Raw genomic sequence first — 15,815 nt, forward strand, 5'->3', positions numbered from 1 at the left:
CCATGGACACCGCGCTCACCCGGCTGGTCGGGGTCCGGCATCCGATCGTGCAGACCGGCATGGGCTGGGTGGCCGGCCCCCGGCTGGTCGCCGCCACGGCGAACGCGGGCGCCCTGGGCATCCTGGCCTCCGCGACCATGACCGTCGACCGGCTGCGGGAGGCGGTGCGCGAGGTCCGCTCCCGCACGGACGCGCCGTTCGGGGTGAATCTGCGGGCCGACGCGGCGGACGCGGGCGACCGGGTCCGCGTCATGATCGAGGAGGGCGTCCGGGTCGCCTCCTTCGCCCTCGCGCCCTCCCCCGTGCTGATCGCCGAGCTGAAGGAGGCGGGCGTTCTCGTCATCCCCTCCATCGGCGCTCGGCGGCACGCGGAGAAGGTCGCCGCCTGGGGCGCGGACGCCGTGATCGTGCAGGGCGGCGAGGGCGGCGGACACACCGGCGAGGTGGCGACGACGGTCCTGCTGCCGCAGGTGGTGGACGCCGTACGGATACCGGTCGTGGCGGCGGGGGGCTTCTTCGACGGGCGGGGGCTGGTCGCGGCGCTGGCGTACGGGGCGGCGGGGGTCGCGATGGGCACGCGGTTCCTGCTCACCTCCGACTCGACCGTCCCCGACGGGGTGAAGGCGCGGTATCTGGCGGCGAGCGTCAAGGACGTCACCGTGACCAGGGCCGTGGACGGCCTGCCGCACCGGATGCTGCGCACCGACCTGGTCGACGCGCTGGAGGAGGCCGGGCGGGCGCGGGCGCTGCTGCACGCGGTGCGCCGGGCGGCCGGCTTCCGCAGGCTGTCCGGGCTGACCTGGCGGCGGATGGTGCGCGACGGGCTCGCCCTGAAGCACGGCAAGGAGCTGTCCTGGAGTCAGGTGCTGCTCGCCGCGAACACCCCGATGCTGCTGAGGTCGGCGATGGTGGACGGCCGTACGGACCTCGGGGTGATGGCGGCCGGGCAGGTCGCCGGGGTGATCGACGACCTGCCGTCGTGCGCCGAGCTGGTGGAGCGGATCATGAAGGAGGCCGAGGGGGTGCGGGAGCGGCTCACAGCCTCTCGATGATCGTCACGTTGGCCTGTCCGCCGCCCTCGCACATGGTCTGCAGGCCGAACCGGCCGCCGGTGCGCTCCAGTTCGTGCAGCAGGGTCGTCATCAGGCGGGTGCCGGTGGCGCCGAGGGGGTGGCCGAGGGAGATCGCGCCGCCGTTGACGTTGACCTTGTCCGGGTCGGCACCGGTCTCCTTCAGCCAGGCCAGGACGACCGGCGCGAAGGCCTCGTTGATCTCGACGAGGTCGATGTCGTCGACGGTCAGGCCGGTCTTCTTCAGGGCGTGGGCGGTGGCCGGGATGGGCGCGGAGAGCATGCGGATGGGGTCCTCGCCGCGCACGGAGAGGTGGTGCACACGCGCGCGGGGCGTCAGTCCGTGCTCGCGCACCGCCCGCTCCGAGGCCAGCAGCATCGCGGCGGCCCCGTCGGAGACCTGGGAGGAGCAGGCGGCGGTGATGGTGCCGCCGTCGAGGACCGGCTTCAGCCCGGCCATCTTCTCCAGCGAGGTGTCCCGGCGCGGCCCCTCGTCGACGGCCACCTCGCCGAGCGCGACGATCTCCCGCTCGAACCGGCCCTCGTCGATGGCGCGCAGCGCCCGCCGGTGCGAGCGCAGGGCGAACTCCTCCTGGTCACTCCGGGTGATCCCCCACTTGGCGGCGATCATCTCGGCGCCTGTGAACTGGTTGACGGGCCGGTCGCCGTACCGGGCCCGCCAGCCCTCGCTGCCGGCGAAGGGGCCCTGGGTGAGTCCGAGGGGCTCGGCGGCCTGCCGGGTGGCGAAGGCGATGGGGATCATCGACATGTTCTGCACCCCGCCCGCGACCACCAGGTCCTGGGTGCCGGACATCACCCCCTGCGCCGCGAAGTGCACGGCCTGCTGCGAGGAGCCGCACTGCCGGTCGACGGTGACGCCCGGCACCTCCTCGGGCAGTCCGGCCGCCAGCCAGCAGGTCCGCGCGATGTCCCCGGCCTGCGGCCCGACCGCGTCCAGACAGCCGAGGACGACGTCCTCGACGGCGGCCGGGTCCACGCCCGCCCGCGTCATCAGCTCCTTGAGCACGTGCGCGCCGAGATCGGCCGGGTGGACCCCGCTCAGCCCCCCTCCGCGCCGCCCCACGGGCGTTCGGACCGCTTCGACGATGTAGGCCTCGGCCATGGCGACTCCCCATTGGGTCAGGTGCGTACGGCGATCCCGTCCAGCACCATCGACAGGTACTGCCGGGCGATCTCCTCCGGGCTGTGCTGTCCGCCCGGCCGGTACCAGGACGCGGCGACCCACACGGTGTCGCGCACGAACCGGTAGGTCAGACGGACGTCCAGGTCGGCCCGGAACACCCGGGCGGCGACTCCGCGTTCGAGCGTGGACAGCCACGCCTTCTCGAACCTGCGCTGGGACTCGGCGAGGAACGCGAACCGCTCCTGCGCCACCAGCTGCCGGCTCTCCTTCTGGTAGATCGCGACCGCGGCGCGATGCCGGTCGATCTCCCGGAACGACTCCGTGACCAGGGCCTCCAGCGTCTCCCGCGGCCCCGACTCGGCTTCGAGGACGGCGTCGTAGCCGGCCCACAGCTCGTCGAGGAAGGTGCGCAGGATCTCCTCCAGCATCGATTCCTTGGAGTCGAAGTGGTAGTAGAGGCTGCCCGCGAGCATGCCCGCGTGGTCGGCGATCTTGCGTACGGTCGTTGCGTTGTAGCCCTGTTCGGCGAACACCTCGGCGGCGGTGCCGAGGAGTTCGCGGCGCCGCTCGGCAGCGGCGGTCACCTGGGGCTTCTTCTTGGTCGGCACGGGTACATTCTCGTCCTAGGCGTGCTGGCTGCTGACGGCGACGACCTCGCCGGTCATGTACGAGGAGTAGCCGGACGCCAGGAACACGATCACGTTGGCCACCTCCCAGGGCTCGGCGTACCGCCCGAAGGCCTCGCGGGAGGTCAGCTCGTCGAGCAGCCCGGGCGTGGTCACCTTCACCAGGTGCGGATGCATGGCGAGGCTCGGCGAGACCGCATTGACCCGTACGCCGTACTCGGCGGCCTCGATCGCCGCGCACCGGGTCAGCGCCATCACCCCGGCCTTCGCGGCGGCGTAGTGCGCCTGCCCGGCCTGGGCGCGCCAGCCCACGACGGAGGCGTTGTTGACGACGGCCCCGCCCGCGCCCTGCTCCCGCAGGATCCGCAGGGCGGCCCGGGTGCACCGGAACGTGCCGTTCAGCGTCACGTCCAGCACCCTCGACCACTGCTCGTCGGTCATGTCGACGAGGTCCGAGGTGCCGCCCAGACCGGCGTTGTTGACGACGACGTCCAGCCGTCCGTGCCGGCGCACGGCGGTGTCGAACAGCGCCCGCACCTGCGTCTCGTCGGTCACGTCGCACACGGCCGCGCCGACCGCCCCGGCACCGAACTCCGTGGCCAGCTCGGCCTCGTGCTCCTTCAGCCGGCGGGCGTGCGCGTCGCTGATCAGCACGCGCGCGCCCTCTTCCAGGAAGCGCCGCGCGGTCGCGCCGCCGATGCCCGCGCCGGCCGCGGCGGTGATGACGGCGGTGCGGCCCTTCAGCAGCCCGTGCCCGGGCACGTAGGCCGGAGTCTCGACCGTTGTCATAGGGCCACGCTAATCTACCAAATGCTTGTTAGGGAAGGAGTGTGACGACCGTGGACCTCACCGCTTCGCCTGCCGACGAGGCCTTCCGCGCCGAGGCGCGGGCCTGGCTGGCGGCCCATGTGCCGCGCGAGCCCCTGCCGTCCCTGGAGACGGAGGAGGGCTTCGCAGCCCACCGGGCCTGGGAGGCCGAACTGGCCGCGGACCGCTGGTCGGTCGTCGACTGGCCCGCGGAGTACGGCGGACGGGACGCGGGCCTGATCCGCTGGCTGGCCTTCGAGGAGGAGTACTGGGCCTCGGGCGCGCCCGGCCGGGTCGGCCAGAACGGCGTCAGCCTGCTCGCGCCGACCCTCTTCGCGCACGGCACGCCGGAGCAGCGGGCCCGGGTGCTGCCGCCGATGGCGACCGGCGAGGTGGTCTGGGCGCAGGCGTGGTCGGAGCCGGAGGCGGGCTCGGACCTGGCCTCCCTGCGGTCCCGGGCCGTGCGGGTGGCCGGCGGCTGGCGGCTGAGCGGGCAGAAGACGTGGTCGTCGCGGGCCGCCTTCGCCGACCGCGCCTTCGGGCTGTTCCGCAGCGACCCGGACGCCCCGAAGCCGCACCGGGGACTGACGTACCTGATGTTCGACCTGCGGGCCCCCGGGGTCACCGTCCGCCCGATCGGACGGCTCGACGGGAGACCCGCCTTCGCGGAGCTGTTCCTGGACGAGGTGTTCGTGCCCGACGAGGACGTGATCGGGGCGCCCGGCGAGGGCTGGCGGATCGCGATGGCGACGGCGGGCAACGAGCGGGGGCTGATGCTGCGCTCCCCCGGGCGCTACCTCGCCTCGGCCCGCCGGCTGCACGCGCTGTGGGAGGCGCAGGGGAGCCCGGAGGCCACCCGCGACCGGGTGGCCGACGCCCTGATCGGCGCCCGCGCGTACCAGCTCTTCACCCACGCCGCCGCCTGCCGTTTCCTGGAGGGCGCCTCCCTCGGGGCGGAGTCCAGCATGAACAAGGTGTTCTGGTCCGAGTACGACATCGCGCTGCACGAGACGGCACTCGATCTGCTGGGCGAGGAGGGCGAGTTGGCGGACACCGCCTGGTCCGAGGGATACGTCTTCTCCCTCGCCGGCCCGATCTACGCGGGCACGAACGAGATCCAGCGCGACATCGTCGCCGAACGCCTGCTGGGCCTGCCGAAGGGACGCCGCTGATGCGCTTCCTCCTCGACGCCGAGCAGCGCGCGTTCGCCGCGTCCCTGGACGCCCGGCTGACGGCCGCGGACACGCCGTCGGTGGTCCGGGACTGGAGCCGGGGCGAGCACGGGAGCGGACGCGCGCTGTGGCGCAAGATCGCCGACGCGGGCGTGTTCGGGCTCGCAGTACCCGAGGAGCACGGCGGACTCGGCCCGCGGCCCGTCGAACTCGTCGTCGCCTTGGTGGAGTTGGGCCGGCACGCGGTGCCGGGCCCGCTGGCGGAGACCGTCGCGGCGGCCGTGCTGCTCGCCGGCCTGGAGGACACCGGCCCCGCCAAGCGTCTGCTCCCCGCGCTGGCCTCGGGGGAGGCGATGGCGACGATGGCGTCCGAGGGGTCGTACGCGCTGGACGGTGACGTGGCGGACATCCGCCTCGCCCTGGCCCACGACGGTGTGCGGCTCGCCGCCGGTCACGGCCCGGTGAGCCGCTCCCTCGATCCCGCCCGCCGCCTCACCCCCCTGACCGAGGGCGGTGAACTCCTCGGCGGCGCCGCCCCGTTCGGACCCGCCGTCGACCACGCCCGCCTGGCCACCGCCGCCCAGGCCCTCGGTGTCGGCCTCGCCCTCCTCGACCGGACCGTGGCCTACGTCGGGCAGCGCACCCAGTTCGGCGTCCCCGTCGGCTCCTTCCAGGCCGTCAAGCACCGGCTGGCGGACGCGAAGATCGCGCTGGAGTTCGCGCGCCCCCTGCTGTTCGGGGCCGCGCTCACCCTGGACCCGGCCGACATCGCCGCCGCCAAGGTCGGCGCGTGCGAGGCGGCGTACGCCACCGCCCGCACGGCCCTCCAGCTGCACGGCGCGATCGGGTACACCGCCGAGTGCGACCTGTCCCTGTGGCTGACCAGGGCACGCGCGCTGCGCACCGCCTGGGGCGGCCCCCGGGAGTGCCGGGAGCTGGTCGTCAGTGGTGGTGGTCGCCGCTGGTGAGCTCCCGGTACTCCTCCCGCGTCGGCTTCTCGATCCGCGCCCCGGGCCCGAACATGGCGCGGGACAGCTGGGCCCGGACCCGCTGGGAGACGGTCACCGGCCGGCGCACCCCGTTGGCGTCCACCCGCGGCCCGATCTCGTAGGGCGGGTTCTGCTCGTGCTGGGTGAGGGTGAACAACTGGTCCTGCGGCAGCGGCTCGTGCAGCTCGACGAACTCGCCGTGCGGCAGCCGGGTGATGGTGCCGGTCTCCCTGCCGTGCAGCACCTTGTCCCGGTCCTTGCGCTGCAGGCCCATGCAGACCCGTGTGGTGACGACGAACGCGACGACCGGCGCCAGGAAGAAGGCGACCCGCACGAACCAGGTGATCGCGTTGATGGACAGGTGCAGATGCGTGGCCACGATGTCGTTGCCGCCGCCGATCAGCAGCACCACGTACAGCGCCAGCCAGGCCACGCCCAGCCCGGTGCGCACGGGCACGTTCCGCGGCCGGTCCAGGATGTGGTGCTCGCGCCGGTCACCGGTGATCCACGCCTCGACGAAGGGATACACGCCGAGGGCGAGCAGGAGCAGCGGGAAGAGCGAGAAGGGGATGAGGACGCCCAGCACCAGGGTGTGGCCCCAGGCGTTGATCTCCCATCCCGGCATCACCCGGATCAGGCCCTCGGAGAAGCCGAGGTACCAGTCGGGCTGGGCGCCCGTGGTGACGAGGTCCGGGCGGTAGGGGCCGAAGGCCCACACGGGGTTGATGCTCGCGATGCCGCCCATGACCGCCAGCACCCCGAAGACCAGGAAGAAGAAGCCGCCGGCCTTGGCCATGTAGACCGGCAGGAAGGGCATGCCGACCACGGTCCGCTGGTCGCGTCCGGGCCCCGGGTACTGGGTGTGCTTGTGGTAGAAGACCAGGATCAGGTGGGCGACCACGAGTCCCAGCATCAGCCCGGGCAGCAGCAGCACATGGACGGGGAAGAGCCGCGAGATGATGTCGTGGCCCGGGAACTCCCCGCCGAACAGGAACATCGACAGATAGGTGCCGACGATCGGGATCGACAGGATCGCGCCGTCGGCGAAGCGGATGCCGGTGCCGGAGAGCAGGTCGTCGGGGAGCGAGTAGCCGGTCAGGCCGGTGATGATGCCGAGCATCAGCAGGGTCCAGCCGAACAGCCAGTTGACCTCGCGGGGCTTGCGGAAGGCACCGGTGAAGAACACCCGCATCATGTGCACCAGCATGCCGGTGACGAAGACCAGCGCCGCCCAGTGGTGGATCTGCCGGATGAGCAGTCCGCCGCGCACGTCGAAGCTGATGTCGAGCGTGGACTCGTAGGCCCGGGTCATGCTGACGCCGTTGAGCGGCACGTACGAGCCGTGGTAGACGACCTCGACGCCGCTGGGCTCGAAGAACAGGGTCAGGTAGATCCCGGTGAGGATCAGGATGATGAAGCTGTACAGGCAGATCTCGCCGAGCATGAAGGACCAGTGGTCCGGAAAGACCTTGCGCATGTTGGCCTTGGCCAGCGCGTAGAGGCCGAGCCGCCCGTCGGCCCAGTCGGCGACCTTCTCGCCCTTGCCCGCGGGCCCCCGGTCGGCGGAAGCCCTGTCGTTGTCCGCACGTGCGCCGTCCATACGTTCGTCGCCTCCCCGTCGGATCATCCTCAGAGTGGCATGCCGGACCCGGCCGGGCCAACGGTGCGGTCAGGCGCGCGGCAGAATCCCCTGGCTCCGTGCGGCCGCCAGCCACTGCGGGAACTCGGCCACGAGCCGGTCGTACAGCTCCGCGTCCGACACCTTCCGCGGATCGGCACCCGCGTGGAAGAACCCGGCGTTGTCCACCACCCGTTTGCCCGGCACCGCCAGCTCGTCGAGTTTGCGCAGGAAGTCGAACTGCTTGCTGCCCGGGTCCCCGAACCCCACGAACTGCCAGAACAGCGGCAGCCTGGCCGCCTTGCACAGATACCGCTCGGCGGCGAGCTTGTTGATCGGGCCGCCGTCGGTCTGGAAGACGACCAGGGCGGGGTCGGTCGAGCCGCTGTCGAGGTAGTGGTCGATGACCGCGTCCATGGCCAGGTGGTAGCTGGTCCTGCCCATGTGCCCGAGCCCGGCGACGATCTCGTCGATCCGGCCCCGGTGGCGGTCGAGCGCGATGTCGGTCTCGGCGTCGACGTCCGTGGAGAAGAAGACCACGGGAACCCGGCCGTCGTCGTCGAGGTGCGCGGACAGGCCGAGCACCCGGTCGGCGAGGGCCTGCACACTGCCGTCCTTGTAGTACGGCTTCATCGACCCGGAGTAGTCGACCACGAGGTACACCGCGGCCCGCAGCCCGCCCAGCCCGTGCTTCTCCAGCGACACCCCGGCGCTCTTGTAGAGGCTGACCAGGGCGGGGGCGGTCTCCTCGACCTTCTGCAGACTGATCGCAACCATGGCCCCTACTCTCCCATCCTCCACACCCGTTCGTTATTTTGTTCGCCGCCGACCCCACCGGCTCACCATCCGTCCCATTGCGCCTCGAGGAGCCGGCCGTGGAGTCCGAGTCCACCGTCACCACCTGCTACCGCCATCCCAAGGTGGAGTCCCACGTCCGCTGCACCCGCTGCGACCGGTACATCTGCCCCGACTGCATGCGGGAGGCGGCCGTCGGCCACCAGTGCCCGGAGTGCGTGCGGGAGGGGGCCCGGTCGGTACGGCAGGCCCGGACGGCGTTCGGCGGCCAGATCACCGCGGCGCCGACGGTGACGTATGTGCTCATCGCGCTGAACGTCCTGGCGTATCTGGCGGAGATGGTGCGGCCCTCGGTCGTGGACCGGTTCGACATGCTGGGCACCGTGCCGCCCGGCTACCTTCCCGAGGGGATCGCCCACGGCGAGTGGTACCGCCTGCTGACCGGCGCGTTCCTGCATCTGCCGCCCACCGGGGGCACCTTCGGCATCCTGCACATCGTGATGAACATGGTGTCGCTGTGGAACATCGGCCGGGTGGTCGAGATGCAGCTCGGCCGGGTCCGCTACCTCGCCCTGTACCTGCTGTCGGCGCTGGGCGGTTCGGTCCTCGTGCTGCTGATCGCGCCGACCACGCCCACGCTGGGCGCGTCCGGCGCGATCTTCGGGCTCGGGGCCGCGTACTACGTCATGGCCCGCCGCCTGGGTGCCGACATGGACGCCGTGAACCGCTTCATGGCGGGCCTGCTGCTGTGGCTGGTGATCTCCGCCTGGGTCACCTCCTGGCAGGGCCACCTCGGCGGTCTGCTGGCGGGCGGCCTGGTGACGCTGGCCTACGCCTACGCCCCGCGGGACAGCCGCCGCACCCTCGTCCAGGCGGGCGCCTGCCTCGCGCTGCTGGCGCTGCTGGTGATCCTGGCGATGGCGAAGGTCGCGGAGCTGACGATCTGAGTGTCCGGCTCAGGGCCCCCACTTCTCCCGCAGCACCTCCTCGGCCGGTTTGCCGCGCGGCGTGTAGGCGAGCTTCACCGGCGTCTCACCGCTGTCCGGCCAGTCGTCCCACATCCACCAGCACACCCCGGCCCACCAGCGCACTCCGGTGAAGGAGTCCAGCAACGCCTTGTAGGCGGCGGCCTGTTCGGCGGGCGCGGGGTCATGGCTGACCGTCCAGGAGTACGGGGCGGTCGTGGCGCCGCGCTGGCTTACGTAGCCGGCCTCGGTGAACAGGATCCGCCGGTTCTGCGCGTGTGCGTAGGCGGCGAGTTCGTCCCTGATCGGTTTCCAGGCGCGGCTCAGGCGTGCCGGGTCGGTGGTCGGCTTGTCGGACAACGGCCAGTAGGCGTCGATGCCGATGAGGTCGAGGTCCTTCCAGAAGTGGATTTTGCGGTACTCGTCGTAGTTGGCGGCGTAGGTGAGGGGGCCGTCGTAGTGGTCGCGGACGGCCCTGATGACCGACTGCCAGTCGGCGCGGTCACCGGAGACGCCGGCGAGTTCGGTGCCCACCGCGAGGCGTTCGGCACCGGTGCCGGCGGCCAGATCGGCGTAGTGGGTGATGAAGCGGTGGTACGAGGCGAACCAGGCGGCGCGGTCGCGGGGGCGGATGTCGGCGCGGTCCTCGTCGCCGGGCAGGTCGACGTGCGGCTTGATCATCACCTTCAGGCCGAGGGCGTGGGCGCGGCGCACGATCCGGCGCAGGCTGCCGTCGCTCGCGGTCTCCTCGGTGGTGTGCAGGGAGTCGTCGGTGTGGCGCTTCTGGTACCAGGTCGGGGTGAAGGTGACCCATTCGGCGCCGGTGGCCCGGATGCCGCGCAGATAGCGGCCGGCGGCCGGGCTGTCGTAGTCGGTGCGGTACCAGGAGGGCAGGGTGATGCCGCGCATCACCGAACTGCCCTTGGCGGAGCCGCCGTTGCCCTTGGCGGTCCCGCCGGTCGTCGTGCACCCCGTCGCGGCGAGGAGGACCGCCACCGCGGCTGCGGCGACGATCCTCCTCTTCGGGGCGTTCGCCCTCACAGGCTGCCCGGGCTGACGAAGGTGTAGCCCAGGGCCTTGATGCCGTCGATGGTGTCCTTCAGCGGCTGGAGCGGGTAGTACGGGTGGTAGAAGAAGCTCGCGAACCCGTCCCGGACGGCCAGGTTGGCCTTGGCCGAGGCGACGAGGTCGGCGGGCAGGCGCGCCGGGTGGTTGTTGAAGGCCTCCGGTTCGTAGTTGCCGATGTTCTCCGGCAGCACCTTGGTGCCGTAGACGTCCTTGACCACGTACGGGAAGAACTGGCCGATGAACGAGTTCGGTCCGGCCGAGTTGCCGCCGAGCGTGCCGGAGAAGTACAGCGAACGCTCCAGGCGCGCGGAGAAGTTGGAGCTGAACACCTTGTAGTCGGTGGCGGAGCCCGCGTAGTGCGGGGTGGTCCACAGCGTCGGCTTCGGCAGGCCCGCCTTGGTGAACTCGGCGAGCGCGGCGGTCACCCTGGCCTGCGCCCAGAGGGCGGAGTCCTCGGCGACCGGGCCGTCGTAGACGACGTTGTCCGACGAGTCGACGTGCGCACGGTAGAACTCGAAGTCGTCGCCGGTGACGCCGTTGTAGGGGTTGGCGGTCTTGCCGTACTGGTGGGTGTAGCCGTGGTCCATCAGGACCGCGCCCCTGGCGAGCATGTACTTCAGGGCGCTGACCACCTGCGGGCGCTGCGAGAGCGTGATCGTCTGCGGGACGCCGTTGTTGTAGGTGCCGTTGGGGTCGGTGTAGACGGGGATCACGTTGATGCCGTAGGGGATGTTCTGCGACTTGAGGTAGTCGGCCATCGCCTTCAGCTGCGCCGGGTCGGCTTCGGGGCTGATGTCCTCCAGGCGCACCATCGCGCGGTGCCGCTCGGCGGTGGCCGGCGCGAGGGCGTCGAAGAGCAGGTCCTCGAAGGCGACGACGCGGTCGCTCTCGGAGACGTAGGCGAACGGGATCTCACCGACGTAGGTGAGGTTCGAGGAGCGCACGGCCCAGCCGAACGTGTGCCCGTTGGACGAGTCCAGGGCCTGGGCGAGCGTGGTGACGGCCGGATAGCCGGTGCCGGTGAGGATGTTGGGGCGCAGCACCCCGCCGTCCTGGCCGGCCGGGATCTTCCGGGTCAGGGTCTGGTCCTTGTACGTCACCTGCGTCACGGTGCCGACCGAGCCGCCGTCCTCGTAGTACGACGTCGTCGGGTCCCAGCCGTACTTCTGCGTGAAGGCGGCCACGCCCGTCGCGTTGGCCATGTTCCAGATGTTGGCGCCCGTCCAGATGACCGGCTTGCTGCTCGCGGCCACGTCCGCGTAGAACGCGGCCGGCACGGCGTCGGGGATGTCGCCGCCGTAGTAGGTCGAGCCGATGTAGATCACGGCCGAGTAGGAGTCGATCATCCCGGCGGTGTACTGCTGCACGGGCTTGGCCGTCACGCTGCCGAAGTGACCGGCCAGGTTGGCGGCGGCCATGGCGTACAGCTCGCCCAACTGCCCGTAGGGGCCCGCCGTGTCGTAGAGCACGAGCGCCCGCGGGTCGGCGGCCGCGTCCGCGGGCCCCAGCAGGGTCGCCTGCCGGGTCACGGCCGTCGCCGTGCGGACCGGGGCGACGGTGGTCAGCTGCGTGGACATCGACGGAGCGGCCGACGCCGGCGCCTTCGGGTGCGGCTTGGCGTGCCGCGCCCGGTCGGCCTTGAGCTGGGCGCTCGCCCAGCCCTTGAGGTCGACGTGTCCGAGCCCGGACCGGGCGCCCACGGCCTCGTGTCCGTGGCCGTGCCCGCGGCCCGCACTCTGGGCGCCCTGGGCCCCCGCGGCCAGGAAGGTGCCGCTGACCAGGGCGGCGACGAGCAGCAGAAGCACGGACAGCTTCGAGCCTCGCCGCCTGCGGCGGTGAATCATTGATCTCACGGTTGTTCCCCCCACTTTGCCGATCCTTGGCAAAGGCTTTTCTTGCAGGAAGCCACTGATTCTCACGGCGGAACGACAAAGGTGTCAATAGCCGAAGAGCGAATTCCCGAAGTCCCATGAGAGCTTACGGGAGACCGCGCATGTTCTTTTTTGAACAGTGTTCCGACCCACTCCCGGACATCTGCTAGGTTCACTTCCGCGCGTTGGGGACGCGCGTTCAAAATCTGGGGGGAACAACGTGTACGGACGACCCGCCCTGGGGGCACTGCTGCCTCTTGCAGGGGCGATGGCCGCGCCGGAAGCCATTCCAGGGCTACCTCTGGCCAAAACACTACAAGCAGCAGCCGGGGCCGGATTTCTGTTCTACTGCCTATCGGCGTGTGCGATTCTGCTGGCCCGCATACGACTGCGCCGCCAGGCGCTCAAAGCACAGCTCCAGGCCGGGAGCAGCCGTGATCACTGAACTGCTGCTATGGTCGAGCATCACTTTGATCGTGGCCGCCGGCTGTTACAACACGAGCCTGTTCGTGCTCTCGAGACGCAGAATTCGGCGTTCCCGTACCGACCGGCGAGAGCGCTTCTACATATATCTGCTCGCCTGTCTGAACGAAGAGAAAGTCCTTTCGGAAAGCCTGGCGCGCATCACGTCTCTTCCCGGCCGTAATTTCATGGCACTGGTGATCGACGACGGTTCCGACGACCGTACTTCCGAGATCGCCCTGGCCGCCGATCCGCAATTGGTCCGACTGCACCGGCGCAACCCGCCGAACGCGCGCCGGGGCAAAGGCGCCGCACTCAATGACGGCGTGCGGTACATCCGGGAATCCGGGCTGCTCGACGGCCGCGCTCCCGAGGACGTGGTGCTGTGCGTGGTCGACGCCGACGGGCGACTCGATCCGCACATCATGCAGTCCGTGGACCCGTACTTCGACGACCCGAGGACGGGCGCCGTCCAGGTCTGCGTGCGCATGTACAACCGCGACCTCGGGCTGCTCGCCCGCATGCAGGACATGGAGTTCGTCGTCTACGGCGACGTCTTCCAGAGCGCGCGCCGCTTCATCGGCAGCGTGGGCATGGGCGGCAACGGCCAGTTCATGCGGCTCGCGGCGCTCGACACCCTGGACGGCGACGGTCCGTGGAGCGACAGCCTCACCGAGGACCTCGACCTGGGCGTCCGGCTGATCGCCAAGGGCTGGACCAACCAGCACTGCACCACCGCCGCGGTCTCCCAGCAGGCCGTGCTCAGCCTGCGCCGGCTGGTCCGCCAGCGCTCCCGCTGGTTCCAGGGGCATCTGCAGTCGGCCGGGCTCGTCCCGCTCATCCTCAGGGACGTGCCGACCCGGCCCGCGCTGGACCTGCTGTACCACCTCTCCAGCCCGGTGCTGATCCTGCTCACCTCGCTGCTGCCGGTGTCGTTCCTCGCCGCCCTGGGCGCCACCACCGTGGCCTCCGTCCAGGTCGGCCACCCGCTGGTGTCGCCCATGTGGCTGCTGGGCCCGTATCTGCTGTCGTTCACGACCGCCTACGCGTACGGCTACGTGTACGCCAAGCGTGAGCGGGACCTGGGCCTGGTGCGCTCGGTGCTGATCGCCCACGTCTTCGTCCTGTACGGCTACATCTGGTTCGCGGCCGGCTGGTGGGGCTTCTGGCGGATGCTCACCGGCCAGCGCGGCTGGCTGAAGACGGCCCGCACCTGACCCACCGCACCCGCGCACCCTCAGGCCGAATCCGCATCACGGCCGCACCCGAGGACATTCAGGCCGCGCCCGGACCCGCGCGTGTCCTCATCTCTCATCACGCACCACCTCTCATCACGCGGTCCGCCGCTGCGACCGCGCACGCCCAAGGGGGGCACCCATGTCCACTCACCCGTCAGCCGTCCCCGTACGCGCCATGCTCGTGCTCGGCACCCGGCCGGAAGCCATCAAACTGGCGCCCGTGGCACGGGCCATGGCCGCGAGCCCGCAGTTCGAGCCGATCGTCGTCACCACCGGCCAGCACCGCGAGATGCTCGACCAGATGCTCGGCATGCTGCGCGTCCACGCCCGCATCGCGCTCGACGTGATGCGCAACCGCCAGCAGCTGTCCGACCTGACCGCGCGGCTGGTGCGGGAGCTCGGCGAGGTCATGCGGGAACACCGGCCGGACCTGGTCGTGGTGCAGGGGGACACCACCACCGCGCTCGCCGGGGCGCTCGCCGCCTTCTACGAGAAGATCCCGGTCGCCCACGTCGAGGCCGGGCTGCGCACCGGCGTCCTGGACAACCCGTTCCCGGAGGAGCTCAACCGCTGCCTCATCAGCCGGATGACCCGCTGGCACTTCGCGCCGACCCCGGCCGCCGCCCGGCACCTGACGGACGAAGGGGTCGCGCCGGAGCAGGTGTTCACCACCGGCAACACCGTCATCGACAACCTGCTGTGGGTGCTGGCCGAGGGCAACGGCACCTCGGCGTTCCGCACCGGCGCCAGACGCGTCCTGGTCACCCTGCACCGCCGGGAGAACCAGGGCGAGCGGATGCGCGGCATGGGCAGGGCGCTGACCCGGCTCGCGGCGCGCGGGGACGTCGAGATCGTACTGCCGCTGCACAAGAGCCCGGCCGTGCGCGAGGCGCTGCTGCCCGAGCTGGAGGGGCAGGCCGGCATCCGGCTCGTCGAGCCGCTCGGCTATCTGGACTTCGCCGCCACGCTCGCCGAGTGCGACCTGGTCCTCACCGACTCCGGCGGCATCCAGGAGGAGGCCCCGAGCCTGAGCAAGCCCGCGCTGGTCCTGCGGACGACCACCGAACGACCCGAGGCGGTGGAGGCCGGCGCGGCCCGGCTCATCGGTACCGATCCGGAGGCCGTCGTCGCCCACGCCGCCCAGCTCCTCGACGATCCGGCCGAGTACCGGAAGATGGCGGGCGCCGGCAACCCCTTCGGCGACGGCCGCGCCGCCACCCGCATCCTGGCGCAGCTGGCCGAGGACTTCGCGGCCGATGTCCCCGCCGGGCTCACGGCGTCCGGGCCATACTCGGCGGCATGACGCGCAGGGGCCGTATCGTCACCAGGCTGGCACTGGCACTCGGGCTGGCCGCGGTGGTCGCGGTCGCCGTGAGCCGGTGCCAGGGCGACGGCTCCCCGCCGCCGAAGCCGTGGGTCGACGGCACGACCCACGGCCGCTGGCTGTCGGTCTTCAACGGCATGGGCAGCAACGTCGGTGACGACGCGTCACTGTCCCTGTCCCCCATGACCGCCGAGGACCCGGGGACCACGCACGCCGGTCTGGTGGTGACCACCGCCTCCTACACGGACGTGACGTACGAGGCCCGGATGCGGACGGTGAAGCAGCTGCGCTCCCCCAGGCCGAACCCCTGGGAAGTGCCGTGGCTGGTCTGGGCGTACACCGACCCGGAGCACTTCTACTACATCACCCTCAAACCGAACGGCTGGGAGCTCGGCAAGCGGGACCCCGCGTATCCGGGCGGCCAGCGCTTCCTGGCGACGGGCCGGACGCCGTACCCGGTCGGCCGCTGGTACGACGTGACGGTCGAGCAGCGGGGCGCGGTGCTGTCGGTGTCGGTGGCCGGTAAGCCACTGGTGACGTTCACGGACGCCGAACGGCCCTACGACCGGGGCAGGGTGGGCGCGTACACCGAGGACGCGACCGTGAGGTTCGAGGGCCTGAAGGCGAGTTCGGGATGAGAAAGGCGATGGCGCCTGCCCTCAGTCC

14 protein-coding genes are annotated in these 15,815 nt (G+C 71.2%); 7 read left to right on the forward strand and 7 right to left on the reverse strand.

The window, feature by feature from the left end:
• Positions 1 to 2 precede the first annotated feature (2 nt).
• Entirely contained in the window at positions 3 to 1,052 is a 1,050-nt protein-coding gene (locus tag M8J74_RS01900) for an NAD(P)H-dependent flavin oxidoreductase (RefSeq protein WP_249834715.1), read from the forward strand.
• Here the strand turns inward: M8J74_RS01900 and M8J74_RS01905 are convergent.
• From M8J74_RS01905 to M8J74_RS01915, 3 genes are read right to left on the reverse strand one after another with little or no spacing between them, the layout of a single operon-like run.
• On the reverse strand, positions 1,036 to 2,193 hold the full coding sequence (locus tag M8J74_RS01905) for an acetyl-CoA C-acetyltransferase (RefSeq protein ID WP_249834716.1): 1,158 nt from the start codon (positions 2,191 to 2,193) through the stop codon (positions 1,036 to 1,038). The genes M8J74_RS01900 and M8J74_RS01905 overlap by 17 nt on opposite strands.
• Before the next feature lie 17 nt (positions 2,194 to 2,210).
• Positions 2,211 to 2,822 (reverse strand): TetR/AcrR family transcriptional regulator, encoded by a 612-nt coding sequence (locus tag M8J74_RS01910; RefSeq protein WP_058925909.1) that lies wholly within the window; start codon positions 2,820 to 2,822, stop codon positions 2,211 to 2,213.
• 15 nt (positions 2,823 to 2,837) lie between these two features.
• On the reverse strand, positions 2,838 to 3,629 hold the full coding sequence (locus M8J74_RS01915; protein ID WP_249834717.1) for an SDR family oxidoreductase: 792 nt from the start codon (positions 3,627 to 3,629) through the stop codon (positions 2,838 to 2,840).
• A 50-nt stretch (positions 3,630 to 3,679) separates the two neighbouring features.
• Between M8J74_RS01915 and M8J74_RS01920 the strand changes: the two genes are divergently transcribed.
• A complete protein-coding gene (locus M8J74_RS01920) occupies positions 3,680 to 4,819 on the forward strand; it encodes an acyl-CoA dehydrogenase family protein (protein WP_249834718.1) in 1,140 nt (379 codons plus the stop codon).
• Positions 4,819 to 5,787, forward strand: coding sequence for an acyl-CoA dehydrogenase family protein (locus M8J74_RS01925; protein ID WP_249834719.1), 969 nt, complete (start codon positions 4,819 to 4,821; stop codon positions 5,785 to 5,787). The genes M8J74_RS01920 and M8J74_RS01925 overlap by 1 nt, the downstream gene beginning before the upstream one ends.
• Here M8J74_RS01925 and qcrB read toward each other — a convergent pair.
• Complete coding sequence (gene qcrB / locus M8J74_RS01930) at positions 5,762 to 7,408, reverse strand: cytochrome bc1 complex cytochrome b subunit (protein WP_249834720.1); 1,647 nt, start codon at positions 7,406 to 7,408, stop codon at positions 5,762 to 5,764. The genes M8J74_RS01925 and qcrB overlap by 26 nt on opposite strands.
• 69 nt (positions 7,409 to 7,477) lie before the next feature.
• The gene (locus tag M8J74_RS01935; RefSeq protein WP_249834721.1) at positions 7,478 to 8,203 is read right to left on the reverse strand and encodes a vWA domain-containing protein; all 726 of its coding nucleotides are present in this window, start codon (positions 8,201 to 8,203) and stop codon (positions 7,478 to 7,480) included.
• 98 nt (positions 8,204 to 8,301) lie between these two features.
• On the opposite strand from M8J74_RS01935, the gene M8J74_RS01940 reads away from it, so the two are divergent.
• The gene (locus M8J74_RS01940) at positions 8,302 to 9,168 is read left to right on the forward strand and encodes a rhomboid family intramembrane serine protease (RefSeq protein WP_249834722.1); all 867 of its coding nucleotides are present in this window, start codon (positions 8,302 to 8,304) and stop codon (positions 9,166 to 9,168) included.
• Positions 9,169 to 9,177: 9 nt separating this feature from the next.
• Here the strand turns inward: M8J74_RS01940 and M8J74_RS01945 are convergent, their stop codons facing one another.
• Both M8J74_RS01945 and M8J74_RS01950 read right to left on the reverse strand, forming a co-directional pair.
• Positions 9,178 to 10,227 (reverse strand): glycoside hydrolase family 113, encoded by a 1,050-nt coding sequence (locus M8J74_RS01945; RefSeq protein WP_249834723.1) that lies wholly within the window; start codon positions 10,225 to 10,227, stop codon positions 9,178 to 9,180.
• Positions 10,224 to 12,098, reverse strand: a complete 1,875-nt coding sequence (locus M8J74_RS01950; protein ID WP_249834753.1) for a DUF2334 domain-containing protein — start codon at positions 12,096 to 12,098, stop codon at positions 10,224 to 10,226. The genes M8J74_RS01945 and M8J74_RS01950 overlap by 4 nt, the downstream gene beginning before the upstream one ends.
• A 536-nt stretch (positions 12,099 to 12,634) precedes the next feature.
• On the opposite strand from M8J74_RS01950, the gene M8J74_RS01955 reads away from it, so the two are divergent.
• The 3 genes from M8J74_RS01955 to M8J74_RS01965 all read left to right on the forward strand — a co-directional run bounded on the left by M8J74_RS01955 (position 12,635) and on the right by M8J74_RS01965 (position 15,787).
• Entirely contained in the window at positions 12,635 to 13,804 is a 1,170-nt protein-coding gene (locus M8J74_RS01955) for a glycosyltransferase (RefSeq protein WP_249834754.1), read from the forward strand.
• A gap of 160 nt (positions 13,805 to 13,964) precedes the next feature.
• The gene (wecB, locus tag M8J74_RS01960) at positions 13,965 to 15,128 is read left to right on the forward strand and encodes a non-hydrolyzing UDP-N-acetylglucosamine 2-epimerase (protein WP_249834724.1); all 1,164 of its coding nucleotides are present in this window, start codon (positions 13,965 to 13,967) and stop codon (positions 15,126 to 15,128) included.
• Positions 15,125 to 15,787: a LamG domain-containing protein gene (locus M8J74_RS01965; RefSeq protein ID WP_249834725.1), complete on the forward strand. Its 663-nt coding sequence runs from the start codon at positions 15,125 to 15,127 to the stop codon at positions 15,785 to 15,787. Before wecB ends, M8J74_RS01965 begins: the two co-directional genes overlap by 4 nt.
• Positions 15,788 to 15,815 lie beyond the last annotated feature (28 nt).

Source organism: Streptomyces panaciradicis, from assembly GCF_023516615.1.
Classification (GTDB): Bacteria; Actinomycetota; Actinomycetes; order Streptomycetales; family Streptomycetaceae; genus Streptomyces; species Streptomyces panaciradicis.